The 14,650-nt window shown below is 67.8% G+C and carries 14 protein-coding genes and 1 pseudogene; 7 read left to right on the top strand and 8 right to left on the bottom strand.

Going from position 1 to position 14,650, the window contains the following annotated elements; translation table 11 throughout:
- Positions 1 to 73: 73 nt before the first annotated feature.
- The 3 genes from rplS (at position 74) to G3N92_RS12045 (ending at position 2,294) form a co-directional block, all read left to right on the top strand.
- Positions 74 to 469, top strand: a complete 396-nt coding sequence (rplS, locus tag G3N92_RS12035) for a 50S ribosomal protein L19 (RefSeq protein WP_206127696.1) — start codon at positions 74 to 76, stop codon at positions 467 to 469.
- 86 nt (positions 470 to 555) lie between these two features.
- Positions 556 to 1,245, top strand: a complete 690-nt coding sequence (locus G3N92_RS12040; RefSeq protein ID WP_206127697.1) for a CoA pyrophosphatase — start codon at positions 556 to 558, stop codon at positions 1,243 to 1,245.
- A 110-nt stretch (positions 1,246 to 1,355) separates the two neighbouring features.
- Positions 1,356 to 2,294 carry a CobD/CbiB family protein gene (locus G3N92_RS12045; protein ID WP_206127698.1) on the top strand — a complete coding sequence of 313 codons (939 nt, stop codon included), beginning with the start codon at positions 1,356 to 1,358 and terminating at the stop codon, positions 2,292 to 2,294.
- 88 nt (positions 2,295 to 2,382) lie between these two features.
- Here G3N92_RS12045 and G3N92_RS12050 read toward each other — a convergent pair whose 3' ends face one another.
- The 3 genes from G3N92_RS12050 to G3N92_RS12060 are packed head-to-tail and all read right to left on the bottom strand — an operon-like array spanning position 2,383 to position 4,952.
- Positions 2,383 to 2,721, bottom strand: coding sequence for a DUF2007 domain-containing protein (locus G3N92_RS12050; RefSeq protein WP_206127699.1), 339 nt, complete (start codon positions 2,719 to 2,721; stop codon positions 2,383 to 2,385).
- 27 nt (positions 2,722 to 2,748) lie between these two features.
- Positions 2,749 to 3,693: a ribosome small subunit-dependent GTPase A gene (gene rsgA, locus G3N92_RS12055; RefSeq protein WP_206127700.1), complete on the bottom strand. Its 945-nt coding sequence runs from the start codon at positions 3,691 to 3,693 to the stop codon at positions 2,749 to 2,751.
- A complete protein-coding gene (locus G3N92_RS12060; protein ID WP_206127701.1) occupies positions 3,690 to 4,952 on the bottom strand; it encodes a M48 family metallopeptidase in 1,263 nt (420 codons plus the stop codon). The genes rsgA and G3N92_RS12060 overlap by 4 nt, the downstream gene beginning before the upstream one ends.
- A 110-nt stretch (positions 4,953 to 5,062) precedes the next feature.
- Here G3N92_RS12060 and orn point away from each other — a divergent pair, with 110 nt between their 5' ends.
- Positions 5,063 to 5,662 (top strand): oligoribonuclease, encoded by a 600-nt coding sequence (orn, locus tag G3N92_RS12065; RefSeq protein ID WP_206127702.1) that lies wholly within the window; start codon positions 5,063 to 5,065, stop codon positions 5,660 to 5,662.
- Positions 5,663 to 5,713: 51 nt separating this feature from the next.
- Here the strand turns inward: orn and mog are convergent, their stop codons facing one another.
- Entirely contained in the window at positions 5,714 to 6,340 is a 627-nt protein-coding gene (gene mog / locus G3N92_RS12070; RefSeq protein WP_206127703.1) for a molybdopterin adenylyltransferase, read from the bottom strand.
- Complete coding sequence (yjgA, locus tag G3N92_RS12075; RefSeq protein ID WP_206127704.1) at positions 6,321 to 6,929, bottom strand: ribosome biogenesis factor YjgA; 609 nt, start codon at positions 6,927 to 6,929, stop codon at positions 6,321 to 6,323. Before yjgA ends, mog begins: the two co-directional genes overlap by 20 nt.
- Positions 6,930 to 7,090: 161 nt before the next feature.
- Between yjgA and pmbA the strand changes: the two genes are divergently transcribed.
- Entirely contained in the window at positions 7,091 to 8,461 is a 1,371-nt protein-coding gene (gene pmbA / locus G3N92_RS12080) for a metalloprotease PmbA (protein WP_206127705.1), read from the top strand.
- Between the two features lie 96 nt (positions 8,462 to 8,557).
- Here pmbA and G3N92_RS12085 read toward each other — a convergent pair whose 3' ends face one another.
- Positions 8,558 to 9,055, bottom strand: coding sequence for a dihydrofolate reductase (locus G3N92_RS12085; protein ID WP_206127706.1), 498 nt, complete (start codon positions 9,053 to 9,055; stop codon positions 8,558 to 8,560).
- 130 nt (positions 9,056 to 9,185) lie between these two features.
- Positions 9,186 to 10,622, bottom strand: coding sequence for a cell wall anchor protein (locus tag G3N92_RS12090; protein ID WP_206127707.1), 1,437 nt, complete (start codon positions 10,620 to 10,622; stop codon positions 9,186 to 9,188).
- A gap of 549 nt (positions 10,623 to 11,171) precedes the next feature.
- Between G3N92_RS12090 and G3N92_RS12095 the strand changes: the two genes are divergently transcribed.
- Positions 11,172 to 12,539 carry a sigma-54 dependent transcriptional regulator gene (locus tag G3N92_RS12095; protein WP_206127708.1) on the top strand — a complete coding sequence of 456 codons (1,368 nt, stop codon included), beginning with the start codon at positions 11,172 to 11,174 and terminating at the stop codon, positions 12,537 to 12,539.
- Positions 12,540 to 12,598: 59 nt separating this feature from the next.
- Complete coding sequence (locus G3N92_RS12100) at positions 12,599 to 13,570, top strand: thymidylate synthase (protein ID WP_206127709.1); 972 nt, start codon at positions 12,599 to 12,601, stop codon at positions 13,568 to 13,570.
- Between the two features lie 120 nt (positions 13,571 to 13,690).
- Here the strand turns inward: G3N92_RS12100 and G3N92_RS12105 are convergent.
- Positions 13,691 to 14,650: pseudogene (locus G3N92_RS12105) on the bottom strand (hypothetical protein); the annotation flags it as partial.

Here is a 14,650-nt window from a genome sequence, read left to right on the forward strand (position 1 = left end):
CCATCCTCTATCGGGGCCGGATCCGGAAGCGGATCAGGTACCAACTCCGACACGATGGCTTTGGGAGTCAGCAATGAATCTGATCGCAAAACTTGAGCAGGAAGAAATCGAGCGCGCGCTCGCAGGCAAGACGATCCCCGAATTCGCCCCCGGCGATACGGTGATCGTGAACGTGAACGTGGTTGAAGGTAACCGCAAGCGCGTTCAGGCTTACGAAGGCGTCGTGATCGCGAAGCGCAACCGTGGCCTCAACTCGGCCTTCATCGTCCGCAAGATTTCGTCGGGCGAAGGCGTCGAGCGTACGTTCCAAACGTACTCGCCGCTGCTCGCGAGCATCGTCGTCAAGCGTCGCGGCGATGTCCGTCGTGCCAAGCTGTACTACCTGCGCGAGCGTTCGGGCAAGTCGGCTCGAATCAAGGAAAAGCTGGTGCTGAAGGATCGCACCGCCGCCAAGCAAGAGCAGGCGTAAATGCTGTAAGGAAAAAGCACCCTACCGGGTGCTTTTTTTATTCCGGGGCGACAATACGCTTCTGTCAGACTTTTCGCGAGCGTCCCTTGACCCGTCGCCCGATCATCGATCCCGAAGTGCTGCCCGTCGAATCGACCGGCGCCGGCCTGCCGGTCGTGCCGCCTGCCGTGCTGACGCCGGCCGGACTGCGCGAGCGTTTCGCGCAATCCTACGGCTGGACGCAGGAGCCGGCCGAGGCGCGCCTGGCCGATTATCGCGATCCGCGCATCGCGGCCGTGCTGGTGCCGCTCGTTGCGCGCGCAGACGGGCTCACGGTGCTGCTGACCCAGCGCGCCGATCACTTGACCGATCATCCGGGCCAGATCAGCTTTCCGGGCGGCCGCCGCGAGCCGTTCGACGCCGATGCCACCGCCACGGCGCTGCGCGAGGCGCGCGAGGAAATCGCGCTCGACGGCGAGCATGTCGAAGTGCTCGGCACCTTGCCCGAATATCTGACGGGCACCGGCTACCGCGTCACGCCGGTGGTCGGCATCGTGCATCCGCCGTTCGTCGTGAAGGCCGATACGCTCGAGGTGGCAGAGATTTTCGAAGTGCCGCTGGCGTTCCTGATGGCACCCGAGCAACACGAGGTGCGCCTGTTCAAATGGGAAGGCGGAGAACGTCGTTTTTTTGCGATGCCCTATCCGAACGGGCGCGACGACGGGCATTACTTCATTTGGGGTGCAACCGCCGGCATGTTGCGCAATCTGTACCGTTTTCTTGCCGCGCAGCCCTGATCGCACGACAGCCGGCGCCCGGCGCGCCTCCGGGCTAAGGCCCTTGCGCCATTGCGCTGTGCTATCGTTATGCGAAAAATCGTATAACCCAGAACGGCACGCCCTTTCGCATGACTTTCTTTTCGGTTCTCCTCGCCCTCATCATCGAGCAGGTGCGCGCGCTGTCGCCGGGTAATCCGGTTTTCGCGCTGTTCCAGTTCCATGCGGAAACCGCGGCGCATGGCTTCGACGCCGGCAAGAAAAAGCATGGCGTGCTGGCCTGGCTGGTCGTCGTGGTGCCGTGGGTGCTCGCGGTCGCGCTCGTCTACTACCTGCTGTTCAAGATCAGCTTCGCCTTCGCGTTCGTCTGGAACGTGGTGGTGGTCTATTTCACGCTGGGTTTCCGCCAGTTCAGCCATTACTTCACCGACATCCATCTCGCGCTCAACAACGACGACGTGCCGCGCGCCCGCGAAGTGCTGGCCGAATGGACAGGCCTCGATACCGTCGACATGCCGGTCGGCGAGATCGTGCGCCATACGCTGATCCACGCCGTGGTGGCCTCGCATCGTCACGTGTTCGGCGTGTTCTTCTGGTTCGTGCTGCCGTTCGGCCCAGCCGGCGCCGTGCTGTATCGGATCGCCGAATACCTGTCGCGCAGCTGGTCCGTGCCGACCGACGACCGAAGCGAGGCATTTTCCAACTTCGCGCAGCGCGCCTTCTTCGTGATCGACTGGATTCCGTCGCGGCTCACGGCGCTCGGTTTCGCGATCGTCGGCAACTTCGAGGATGCGATCTACGCATGGCGCAATCACACGCGCCAGTGGCCCGATTCGAACGACGGCGTGCTGCTGGCTTCGGGCAGCGGTGCGCTCGGCGCGCGGCTGGCCGGCCCGTTGGCCGAGCCGTCGAGCGTCGACGCGCTGTCGGTGGGCGACAGTGGCCCGCTGTCAGTCGGCGACGATTGCACGCCGCGCACGCTGCAATCGGCTGTCGGCCTGGTCTGGCGCGCCGTGATCCTGTGGATGATCCTGCTGCTGATGTTGACGCTGGCGGTCTGGGTGTCGTGACACGCGGCGCGGATCGCGCGTAGCGAAACGAAAAAAGCCGGCGCTTGCAGCCGGCTTTTTGCTTTTTGGCGGAGCGATGGCGTGGCGTTCAGCCGGCTTCGGGCGCCGCCTCGTCGTCGCGCGGGTCGCGGATCCGCCCGCAGGCCCAGCACGCCGTGAACTGCGCGTCGAGCCATTCGCCGCAGCCGCCGCATCGCCAGCGCGACGCGTCGGCGGGCGGCCCCGATGTGGCCGCTTCCAGGATGCGCCGCGCGAGCCCGACGTCGCGCTCGTCCTCGAGCCAGATCTCGGGCGCGCACTGGTCGGGCGGCAGCCCGCCGAGCGCGCCGGTCGCGAAGCGGTTGTGCAGCTCGCAGCCGATGCCGGCCGCGTTCAGCACGTTGACCCAGTGATGGGCGGTGGCGAGATCGGGGGCCGGGATACGCATTGGCGCGGGCAGGGCGATCGTCGATCGTCAGCGGACGATCTGGCTGGCCTCGTGCACGAGTTGCGCGTAGAGCGCGTGGCGCGACTTCGAGATCCGGCCGTCTTCCACAGCGGCCAGAATCGCGCAGCCCGGCTCGTGCAGGTGATGGCAGTTGTAGAAGCGGCAGTCGGTGAGCAGCGGCCGAAATTCCGGGAACGCGCGCTCGAACTGGCCTTCGGTCAGGTGATAGAGGCCGAATTCCTGGAAGCCCGGCGAATCGATCAGCGCGCCGCCGTCGGCCAGCGGATAGAGCCGCGTGAACGTGGTGGTGTGGCGGCCGCTGTTCAGCGCGGCGGAAATCTCGCGCGTCGCCGCTTCGGCCTCGGGCACGATCAGGTTCACGAGCGTCGATTTGCCCATGCCCGACTGGCCCAGCAGGATCGTCGAGTGCCCGGCCAGGCGCGGCATCAGTTGCGCGAGCGCGTCGTCGGGCGCGCCCTTCACCGACAGCTCGACCACGTCGTAGCCGAGCGCGCGATACGGCGCGAGCCGCTCGCGCGCCACCGGCAGCGCGGCCTCGACGTCGATCTTGTTCAGCACGATGACCGGCTTCAACGCGTTGGCCTCGGCCGCGATCAGTGCACGCCCGAGCAGATCCTCGCTGAAGAACGGCTCGGTGGCGAGCACGATCAGCAACTGGTCGAGATTCGCCGCGAACAGCTTCGACTTGAATTGATCGGAGCGGTAGAGCAGGTTGCGGCGCGTGTCGATCTCGACGATCACGCCCTGATCGGCCGAGCTGCGCTCGTACTGCACGCGGTCGCCCACGGCGATCTCGCTCTTCTTGCCGCGCGGGAAGCATTGCAGCATCGGGCCGCCATCGGCGGGGGCGACCAGATAATGGCGGCCATGCGCTGCGATCACGCGGCCGGCGATGCGTTCGGCATTCGACTTGGCCGGCTTGCCTGGCCCTTGCTGGCGGCCGCGCGTCATGCCGCGCCGAGCAAACGGTCGATCCGCTGCGACGCCGGCGGATGCGAGTAATAGAACGCGGTGTAGATCGGGTCGGGCGTCAGCGTCGAGGCGTTGTCCTCGTAGAGCTTCACGAGCGCGTTGATGAGATCCTGGCGGTCGGTTTGGTCGACGGCGAACGCGTCGGCCTCGAATTCGTCCTTGCGCGAGCTCATGCTGCTGAGCGGCGTGACGAAGAACAGAAACACCGGTATCGCGAGGAAGAACAGCACGAGCGCGAGGCCCGCGTTGCTGCCCGTGAGCGACGGCATCGCGCCGAGGCCCGTGTAGAACCAGGTGCGGCCCGCGAGCCAGCCGAGCAGGGCCAGCAGCACGAGGCTCATCGCGAACACCACGACCATGCGCTTGACGATATGGCGGCGCTTGAAGTGGCCGAGTTCGTGCGCGAGCACGGCCTCGATCTCGCTGCCCGACAGCCGCTCGATCAGCGTGTCGAAGAACACGATGCGCTTGTTCGCGCCGAAGCCCGTGAAATAGGCGTTGCCGTGCGCGGAGCGGCGGCTGCCGTCCATCACGAACAGGCCCTTCGCCGCGAACCCGCAGCGCTTCATCAGGCCTTCGATGCGCGCGCGCAGCGCCTCGTCGGCGAGCGGCTCGAACTTGTTGAACATCGGCGCGATGAAGCTCGGATAGATCACCTGCACCAGCATCTGATAGGCGACCAGGAACAGCCACGCCCAGAGCCACCACAGCGGCCCCGCGCGGTTCATCAGCCACAGCACGACGAACAGCAGCGGCAGGCCGATCGCCGCGCCGATCGCGGTATTGAGGGCCAAATCCTTGAAGAACAGCTTGCGCGTCATGCGGTTGAAGCCGAAGCGCGCTTCGATGCCGAACTGGCGCACGTATTCGAACGGCAGCTCGAACAGGCTCGTGACGGCCATCACCACGACGATCACGAGGATCTGCTGGGCGTAATCGCTGCCGCCGAGCCAGCCGCGCAAGGCGTGGTCGATCGCGCCGACGCCGCCGCACAGCGTCAGCACGATCAGCACGGCCGCGCTGACGACGATCTGCAGCATGGTCAGGCGCGTGCGCGCGACGGTGTAATCGGCGGCGCGCTGGTGCGCGGCGAGCGGGATCGTGTCGCGGAACTGCGCGGGCACGGCGCCGCGGTGCGCGGCCACGAAGCGGATCTGGCGCGAGGCGAGCCAGAGCTTGGTGCCGACCATCGCGAGGATGGCGGCGGCGAACAACAGGGTGAACGGGTAAGCGGACATCGGGGGAGGCCGGTGGTATCTATGCGAGAATTATAAGTTCTAGCGGCGGGGGTACGCTCGACGGTTTTCGGCCAGTGCGCCCGCCGCCGCCGATCTTCCAGGAAAACCGTATGACCGATATCGCCGAATCCGCCGACCAGCCCGCGCTCGTTCGCAACGAACTCAATCTCATCTGGCTCGACATGGAAATGACGGGTTTGAACCCGGATAGCGACCGCATCATCGAGATCGCCGTGGTCGTCACCAATTCCACGCTGGAGCGCGCCGTCGAAGGGCCGGTGCTGGCGATCCACCAGAGCGACGAGACGCTCGCCAAGATGGACGCCTGGAACCAGTCGACGCACGGCCGTTCGGGCCTGATCGACCGCGTGCGCGCCTCCACGGTCAGCGAGGCCGACGCGGCCGCGCAAATTCAGGCGTTCCTCGCGCAGTACGTCTCGCCGGGCAAATCGCCGATGTGCGGCAACTCGATCTGCCAGGATCGCCGTTTCATGGCGCGCTGGATGCCCGAGCTCGAAACCTTCTTCCATTACCGCAACCTCGACGTCAGCACGCTCAAGGAGCTGTGCCGCCGCTGGCAGCCGGCCATCTACAAGGGTTTCCAGAAGCGTGCGATGCACACGGCGCTGGCCGACATCCACGAGTCGATCGACGAACTGAAGTATTACCGCGAGCATTTCCTCGTGCCGGCGGCAAGCGCGGCCGAATAAGCCGCGGCGCAACGCGGCATCGACGAAACGGCCGGGCTTGCCCGGCCGTTTTCAATTGGCGCGCGGCGGGCGTTGCGCGTTCTTCGGACGAAATGCGGCGCAGATCTCGGGACGGGTTTCGGCGTACGGGCCGCCGATCAGGTCGATGCAATACGGCACCGCCGCGAAGATGCCCGGCACGAGCACCTTGCCGGCGTCGTCGCGCAGGCCTTCGAGCGTTTCCTTGATCGACTTCGGCTGCCCCGGCAGGTTGATGACGAGCGCCGCGTGGTCGGGCGTTTCGCGGATCACGGCCACCTGACGCGACAGGATCGCGGTGGGCACGAAGCGCAGGCTGATCTGGCGCATCTGTTCGCCGAAGCCCGGCATCTCGCGCGTGGCGATCGCCAGCGTGGCCTCGGGCGTGACGTCGCGCCGGGCCGGGCCGGTGCCGCCGGTGGTCAGCACCAGATCGCAGCCGGCTTCGTCGATCAGCTCGACCAGCGTGGCGGAAATCAGGGCTGCTTCGTCGGCGATCAGGCGCGTTTCGGCGCGCCACGGCGAGGCGAGCGCCGTGCCGAGCCAGCCTTCGAGCGCCGGAATGCCTTGATCCTGGTAATCGCCGCGGCTCGCGCGGTCGCTGATCGAAACCAGCCCGACGATCAGCTCGTCGGGGTGCTTACGCTTCGTCGTCGTCATCGTGATCGGCGTCGTCGTGCTCGGCTTCGGCGTCCTCGCCGGGCGCGGCGCTCGCATTCTTGATCCACTGGAACAGCTCGCGGAAGTAGCGCGGCGGCTTGCCTTGCTGCGCTTCCTTGCGCGCGTTGCGGATCATCGTGCGGCCTTCCTGCACGTCGGCGGCCGGATAAGCCTGGATGAAGCGGGTGAGCGCCTCGTCGTCGGCCAGCAACTGGTCGCGCGTGCGCTCGATCCAGTGCAGCCGTGCGGTGGCGGCCTTGTTGACGCCGCGCTGCGAATCGAGCGCGGTGCGCAGCGCGGCCACTTCGGCCTCGTCGAGCGTGCGCATGACCTTGCCGACGTACTGCATCTGGCGGCGGCGGCCTTCGTGATCGGTGATGCGGCGCGTTTCGCGCACGGCCTGGTCGAGGTTTTCCGGCATCGGCATGCGCTTGAGCGCGTCCTTCGGCAACTCGACGAGGTCGCGGCCCAGGTCCTGCAGCGCGGTCATTTCGCGCTTCAGCTGGGATTTGCTGGGGCGATCGTAGCCGTTGTCGGCGTCCTGCTCGGCGCCGTGCTCGATCGGTTGGATACGGGTTTTGCGGTTCATGGGCGAGATTGTATCGCGTCGCGGGCCGTTGCCGGCTGCGCCGGCGGCAACGGCGTGCCGCGGGGCGCCGATAGGTGGCGCGGGCCGGACCTTGTTATGATCGCGGATACGCCACATTTCGAACCTCGCGGGCCAGCCGCCCGCTACCGGACCACACGACGATGCCTGCTCATACCGACGCACCCTCGCGCCATTTCCCGCACACGCAGGAGCAACTGAAAGACATTGCCTCGGAGATTCTCCGGCACGCGAAGGCGATGGGCGCAACCGATGCGGCCACCGAAATCTCGGAAGGCGACGGCCTGTCGGTGTCGGTGCGGCGCGGCGAAGTCGAGACGATCGAGCACAACCGCGACAAGATGGTCGGCGTGACCGTGTTCCTCGGCAAGAAGCGCGGCAACGCGAGCACGTCGGATTTCTCGCCGTCGGCGCTCAAGGATACGGTCGCGGCCGCCTACAACATCGCGCGCTTCACGGCCGAGGACGAAGCGGCCGGCCTGGCCGAAGCCGAACTGCTCGAAACCGCGCCGCGCGATCTCGATCTCTATCACCCGTGGGCGCTGACGGCCGACGAAGCCGTCGAAATCGCCCGCCGCTCGGAAGACGCGGCGTTCGCGGTCAGCCCGCAGATCCGCAATTCGGAAGGCGCGAGCGTGTCGGCCCAGCATTCGCAGTTCGTGCTGGCCACCTCGCGCGGCTTCCTGGCCGGCTATCCGTTCTCGCGCCATTACGTTGCGTGCGCGCCGATCGCCGGCAGCGGCCGCCACATGCAGCGCGACGACTGGTACACCTCGGCGCGCAACGCCGGCGATCTCGCCAGCCCCGAGGCCGTGGGCCGCTACGCCGCCGAACGCGCGCTGGCGCGCATGGGCGCGCGCCGGCTCGATACGCGCAAGGTGCCGGTGCTGTTCGAGGCGCCGCTCGCGGCGGGCCTGCTCGGCGCGTTCACGCAGGCAGTGAGCGGCGGCGCGCTGTATCGCAAGACCTCGTTCCTGGTCGACAGCCTCGGCAAGCCGGTGTTCGCGCCGCACGTGCAGGTGGTGGAAGATCCGCACGTGCCGCGCGCGATGGGCAGCGCGCCGTTCGACGAGGAAGGCGTGCGCACGCACGCGCGCAGCGTCGTCAAGGATGGCGTGGTGGAGGGCTACTTCCTGTCCACCTATTCGGCGCGCAAGCTCGGCACGAAAACCACCGGCAATGCCGGCGGCTCGCACAACCTCGCGTTGCGCAGCTCGAACACGCGCGACAGCGACGATTTCGACGCGATGCTCAAGAAGCTCGGCACCGGCCTGCTGCTGACGGAACTGATGGGGCAGGGCGTGAACTACGTGACGGGCGACTACTCGCGCGGCGCGGCCGGCTTCTGGGTCGAGAACGGCGTGATCCAGTACCCGGTGGAGGAAATCACCGTGGCGAGCACGCTGCAGGAGATGTTCCGGCACATCGTCGCGATCGGCGCCGACACGATCGTGCGCGGCACCAAGCAAACCGGCTCGGTGCTGATCGAGCAGATGACGATCGCCGGCCAGTAAGCCGCCTCGCACCGGCCCCGCGTCGCGCGCGGGCCACAAAAAAGCGCCGCTTCGAGCGGCGCTTTTGTTTTTGGGGCGAGACTTGCGGCCCGGCGATCAGGCCCGGCGCGTGTACACCACGAACGCGTAGTCGAAGGCGTTCGGCTCGGCGGCGCGATGCGTGTCGCGCGAGGCTTCCTGCCACTGCGCGGGATCGGGCGCGGGGAACGATGCGTCGCCGTCGAAATCGGCACCGATCTCGGTGACGATCAGCTTGTCGGCGAGCTTGATGCCTTCGGCGTAGAGCTGCGCGCCGCCGATCAGGAACGCTTCGGCGGCGCTGTCCTGCGCGGCGGCTGCCAGCGCGGCGTCGAGCGAGGTGACGGTATCGCAGCCGTCGAAGCGGCGCGCGGCATCGCGCGTGACGACGATGTTGCGGCGTCCCGGCAGCGGCCGGCCGATCGATTCGTGCGTCTTGCGGCCCATCACGATCGGCGCGCCCATCGTGGTGCGCTTGAAGAACGCGAGATCCTCGGGCAGCTTCCACGGAAGCTGGTTGTCGCGGCCGATCACGCCGTTGCGCGCGCGCGCAACGATCAGGGTCAAGGTGGTCATGACGAAATCCGGGGCAGGCGGGAAAGCGCCCGATTCTACCGGATCGGCGGCGCGCGGCCGGCGGTGCGTGTGCGCATCGGCAGCGGAACCCGCGCGTCGCCGGCGACACGACGCGCGGGGCGGGAGCCGCTCAGTGCCCGCTGTTGAGCGCCGCGATCGCGAGGCCGTTGTGCTGCAGGTTGCCCGCACCGCCGGCGATGTTCACGCCGATGTTGCCGGTGGCGCCCGTGAGCGTGTTCGCGCCGAGCATCGCCGTGCCGACGAAGCGCCCGTCGATCTGCGCGCCGGCCACCTGCGTGTTGTCGTCGGTGGCGACCATCGCCACCGTCTTCGCCAACCCGGCGCTGGTGGTCGTCATCGAGCCGGCCAGGCTGTTGTTCTGCACGTTGCCGACGCCCGAGGCGACGTTCACGCCGACATTGCCCGACACCCCCGCCAGCGAGCCGTCGCCCAGCGAGGCGTTGAGCACGAAGTTGTCGATGCGCGCATGGCCCGCCGACGACTGGTTGCTGAACGCCTGCGCGTTGCCGAACACGTTGCCGATGTCGACCGAGGCGAGCGACACGTCGTTGCTCTGCGCGTTGTCGATGCCCATCGCGACGTTGACGCCGAGGTTGCCCTTCACGCCGGTGGCTGCATTGCCGCCCGTGGTGGCGGTCAGCGTGCCGGCCTGACGCGTGTCGGTGACGGCGGTGACGCTGCCCGAGGTTTCGGTGCGCTGCGCCGTGTATTGGCTGCCGTAACCCCACGACGCGCTGCGCGCCGCTTCGGCCTGCTCGCGGGTCGAAACCGATTGGCTCGACGCCGTCTTCGCTTCGCTCTGCGAAGCATTGGCCTGCCAGGCCGAGCCCGACGCGCTGCTGCTGCGGCTCGCGCTGACGTCGGCCTGTTGATGCGCGCTGCTGCCCGCATCCGCCGCCGCCGACGTGCCCCACACGGCCCCGGCCGCGCCGACGCGGTACCCGCTCGCGCTGTGCGAGGCGCTGCCGCCCGCCACGAAGCCGAACAGGCCGGGCAGCACATAGCCGCTGGCCTGATTGCTCTGACTGCTGCCCGAGGCGGATGCCGCACCGCCCGCGATAAACGCCGTGCCGCTCGTGCTGCGCGTGTCGTGCCGGCTCGACGACTGGTTGGCCGTCATGCTCTGTTGCGAACTGGCCGCGCTCGTGCTGCCGCCCGCGATCCAGCGGCTGCCGCTGGCCGACGCCGATTGCGATGCCGTCGTCTTCGCCGACGCATCGAACGACGCCGACTGCGCGCTGTTGCGATAGGCATAGCCGTTGGCGGTGGTGCTGGCCGCGACGTTATCGACCGACACCGTCACGGCGCCCTGCGTGCTGCTCTGATAGAGCGGTTCCAGCGAGACGTGATTCAGCGCAACCGTCTGATTGTTGTTAATCGCGGCGCCGGCGCTGCTCGACACGCCGACCACGCCATACAGGCCCACGGCGCCGAAGATGCCCACGGCCTGCGTCACGCCGGTCAGGTTGTAGAGGAACGCGTCGGCGGCGAACGCGGGCGCGGCGGACGAGGCGAGAAGGGCGGCTGCAATGACGGTACGTTTCATGAAGGGGCTCGGTGATCCAACGGTCGGAGGAATAAAAAGCGTGCCCGCCGGGGGACGGGGCACGTAAAAACGGTGCCGGTTCATGCTTGCGACATGCGGCCCAGCAGCCGTTTTTTTAGCGAAACGCGTGCCATCGGCGCGCGAGGCTTGTCGCGCAAGGCCGCCCCTTTTTCGTTCGGAAAATTTGACGGCATCCCGAAGCAAAAACGTTTCACTCCTGAAACGTGGCGCGTACGGATTACTTCGGATACCCAAGCGAAGTAAAACGGCTGACACTGATTTCGCCAAAACGGTGCAGCCCATGCGCGGGGCCGCCGCTCCGGTGTTTTTCCGAACACATCGCGCCGAGCATCCAGTCGAACAACAACGCGAGAGCAAAACGACAAGATGGCCGTGGGTCGCGGCCGCAAGAAAGCAAGCGCCTTATTGCCGGGGAGACTTGAATGTCTGCAACAGGACGCGTTCGCCGAATCCGCCCAGGAGGGCCGGTTCGACGGCGCGGTCGCACGCAAGGCCTCGCGTGCCGGGCATCGAACGAAGGATGGTGCGATGGAGATCGTCACTAGACATCTGATTTATTTCTCGCGCGACCCGAGCGCGGAACTGCAACGCAGCTTCGACGCGCGCGGCTGGCGGATCGACCACGTGGGCACGGCGCGCGAACTGCGCCGGGCCGCCGCGCGCGGCGGCGTGGCCGGCGGCCTGCTCGACGTGTCGGGCGTCGGCCCGGGCGAACTCGGCGACGTCGAGGTGTGCCTGAGCACGCCGAACGTCGGCTGGATCGCGGCGGCCCAGCGCGGCCAGATGCAGGACATCGGGCTGCGTCGGCTGGTGCGCGACTACTGCTTCGACTACGTGACGATGCCCTGCGATCGCGAGCGCATCGTCGAATCGGTCGGGCACGCCTACGGCATGATCACGCTGAGCGAGCCGCCGCCGGCCGCCGCGCGTGGCGAGGGCGAGATGGTCGGCGCCTGCGAGGCGATGCTCGGGCTGTTCCGCACGCTGCGCAAGGTCGCGTCGACCGACGCGCCCGTCTTCATCTCGGGCGAATCGGGCACCGGCAAGGAACTGAGCGCCGTGGCGATCCACGAACGCTCGTCGCGCGCCGGCGCGCCGTTCGTCGCGATCAACTGCGGCGCGATTCCGCATCATCTGTTGCAGTCCGAACTGTTCGGCTACGAGCGCGGCGCGTTCACGGGCGCGACGCAGCGCAAGATCGGCCGCGTCGAGGCCGCGCATGGCGGCACGCTGTTTCTCGACGAGATCGGCGACCTGCCGCTCGAAAGCCAGGCGAGCCTGCTGCGCTTCCTGCAGGAAGGGCGGATCGAGCGGCTCGGCGGCCACGCGTCGATTCCGGTGGACGTGCGCGTGATCTGCGCGACCCACGTCGACATGGAGGCGGCGTTGCGCGCCGGCCGGTTCCGCGAGGATCTCTATCACCGGCTGTGCGTGCTGAAGGTGACCGAGCCGCCGCTGCGCGCGCGCGGCAAGGACATCGAGGTGCTGGCGCGCCACATGCTCGACCGGTTCCGCGGCGACGCGAGCCGCCGCCTGCGCGGCTTCGCCCCGGATGCGATCGCAGCGATGCACAACTACGCGTGGCCCGGCAACGTGCGCGAGCTGATCAACCGCGTGCGGCGCGCGATCGTGATGTCGGAAGGGCGCATGATCAGCGCGGCCGATCTGGAACTGACCGATTTCGTCGAGTCGGCGCCGATCTCGCTGAACGCCGCGCGCGAGGCCGCCGAGCGGCGCGCGATCGAGGTCGCGTTGCTGCGGCATCGCGGCCGGTTCGCCGAAGCCGCGCGCGAATTGGGGGTGTCGCGCGTCACGCTGTACCGGCTGATGGTGGCGCACGGCATGCGCGATCGCGACGCCGAGACGATCGGGCTGGCCATGCCCGCCGCCGGCTGAGCGGCGCGAGGCTTGCTAGAATCGCGGGACGGGCCGCGCTGGCGGCCGAAGGAACCCGCATGAAACAGTATCTCGATCTCGTTCGCACCATCCTCGACACCGGCTCCTGGCAGGAGAACCGCACCGGCATCCGCACCATCAGCATGCCGGGCGCGGTGCTGCGCTTCGATCTGCAGCAAGGCTTTCCGGCCGTCACGACCAAGAAGCTGGCGTTCAAGTCGGCGATCGGCGAGTTGGTCGGCTTCCTGCGCGCCACGCGCAGCGCGGCCGATTTCCGCGCGCTCGGCTGCAAGGTCTGGGACGCGAACGCCAACGACAACGCCGCCTGGCTCGCGAATCCGTACCGCACCGGCGTGGACGATCTCGGCGACGTATACGGCGTGCAATGGCGCAGTTGGCCCGGCTACAAGGTGCTGGCGGCGCAGGCCACCGCGCAGATCGACGACGCCGTCTCGCGCGGTTACCGCGTCGTGACGGGCTTCGAGGACGGCGGCGCGCAGCAGGTGCTGCTGTACAAGGCGATCGACCAGTTGCGCGATTGTCTCGACACGATCATGCGCGACCCGTCGAGCCGCCGCATCCTGTTCCACGGCTGGAACCCGGTGAAGCTCGACGAGATCGCGCTGCCGGCCTGCCATCTGCTCTACCAGTTCCTGCCGAACGTGGCGAAGCGCGAAATTTCGCTGTGTCTCTACATCCGCAGCAACGACGTGGGCCTCGGCACGCCGTTCAACCTGACCGAAGGCGCGGCGCTGCTGGAGCTGGTCGGCCGGCTGACAGGCTACACGCCGCGCTGGTTCACGTATTTCATCGGCGATGCGCATATCTACGAAAACCAGCTCGACATGCTGACGCAGCAGCTCGAGCGCGAGCCGTACGAAAGCCCGCGCCTCGTGATCGCCGAGCGGGTGCCCGAGTATGCGAAGACGGGCGTGTACGCGCCCGAATGGCTCGAACAAATCGAGCCGTCCGATTTCTCGCTCGAAGGCTATCGCCACCATGCGCCGCTGACGGCGCCGATGGCGGTGTGACGCCCGGGGGCGAGCGCCCCCGCCAGTCGTTTGACGTTCGTCGTTTGTCGTGGACGATGAAAAAGCCCGCGCCGTTTCGTTCGGCGCGGGCTTTTTCATTGCGTGCTTCGAGACGGCGCGTCAGTGGCGGCCCTGATGGCTTTCGTTCGACGGCGCGTGTTGCGCGGGAGCCGGCGCGGGGCGCGGTGGCTCGATGTGCGGCGGCGCGGCGGGACGTTCGAAGTGGGGTTGGGGTTGCGGGGCAGGACGCGGTTGCGCCATGCGCGGGGCTTGCTGCGGTTCGAAATGCGGCTGCGGCCGTTCCATGCGAGGCGCCTGCTGCGGTTCGAAATGCGGCTGCGGCCGTTCCATGCGAGGCACCTGCTGCGGTTCGACGTGCGGTTGCGGCCGTTCCATGCGAGGCGCTTGCTGCGGTTCGAAATGCGGTTGCGGCCGTTCCATGCGAGGCGCTTGCTGCGGTTCGAAATGCGGCTGCGCTTGTGTGCGTGGCATCGCCGTCGCATGCGTCTGTTCGGCCGGCTGCGAAACGAATCCATGCTGCATCGCGTTCGCCGTTTGCGGACGTTGCCCGTCGACGCCACCCGGCTGCCCGAACGGCGGATGGGGCACGCCGCTTTCGCGCATGTCCTGCGCTTGTCCGGTATGGAACGGCGCGTTCGCGCGCTGCTGGGCGATCGGCGCATGCGGCTGGGTCCATGAGGGCGCGTGTCCCGCGTCGGGTTGCCCTGGCTGGAACGTGGGCCTGCCAGCTTCCCTTGGCGGACGCGGCACGCCGTTGCCCGCCGTCGCGGTCATCCCTTGCTCATGCGGCGCAAAGCCTGCCGACGGCGGCATCGTCTGGCCGCTGTGCTGAACCGGCGCACCGCCGCGCTCGCTCTGCATTCCCGTCATCCCGGGCGCACCCGGTTCGTCGCGCGGCATCCTCTGCCCGCCCGCGGTGGCCGATCGCATGGCTACCGGTGCGGGGCCGCCCGCCGGGTTCATGCCGCCCGGCCCGTGCGCTTCGCCGCCGAACTGACCGCCCGGCCCGCGCTGGCCCGGCTGCAACACCGGCCCCTGGCGGTTCACGAGTTGCACGTT

Source organism: Burkholderia sp. Ac-20379 (genome assembly GCF_017104645.1).
Classification (GTDB): domain Bacteria; phylum Pseudomonadota; class Gammaproteobacteria; order Burkholderiales; family Burkholderiaceae; genus Burkholderia.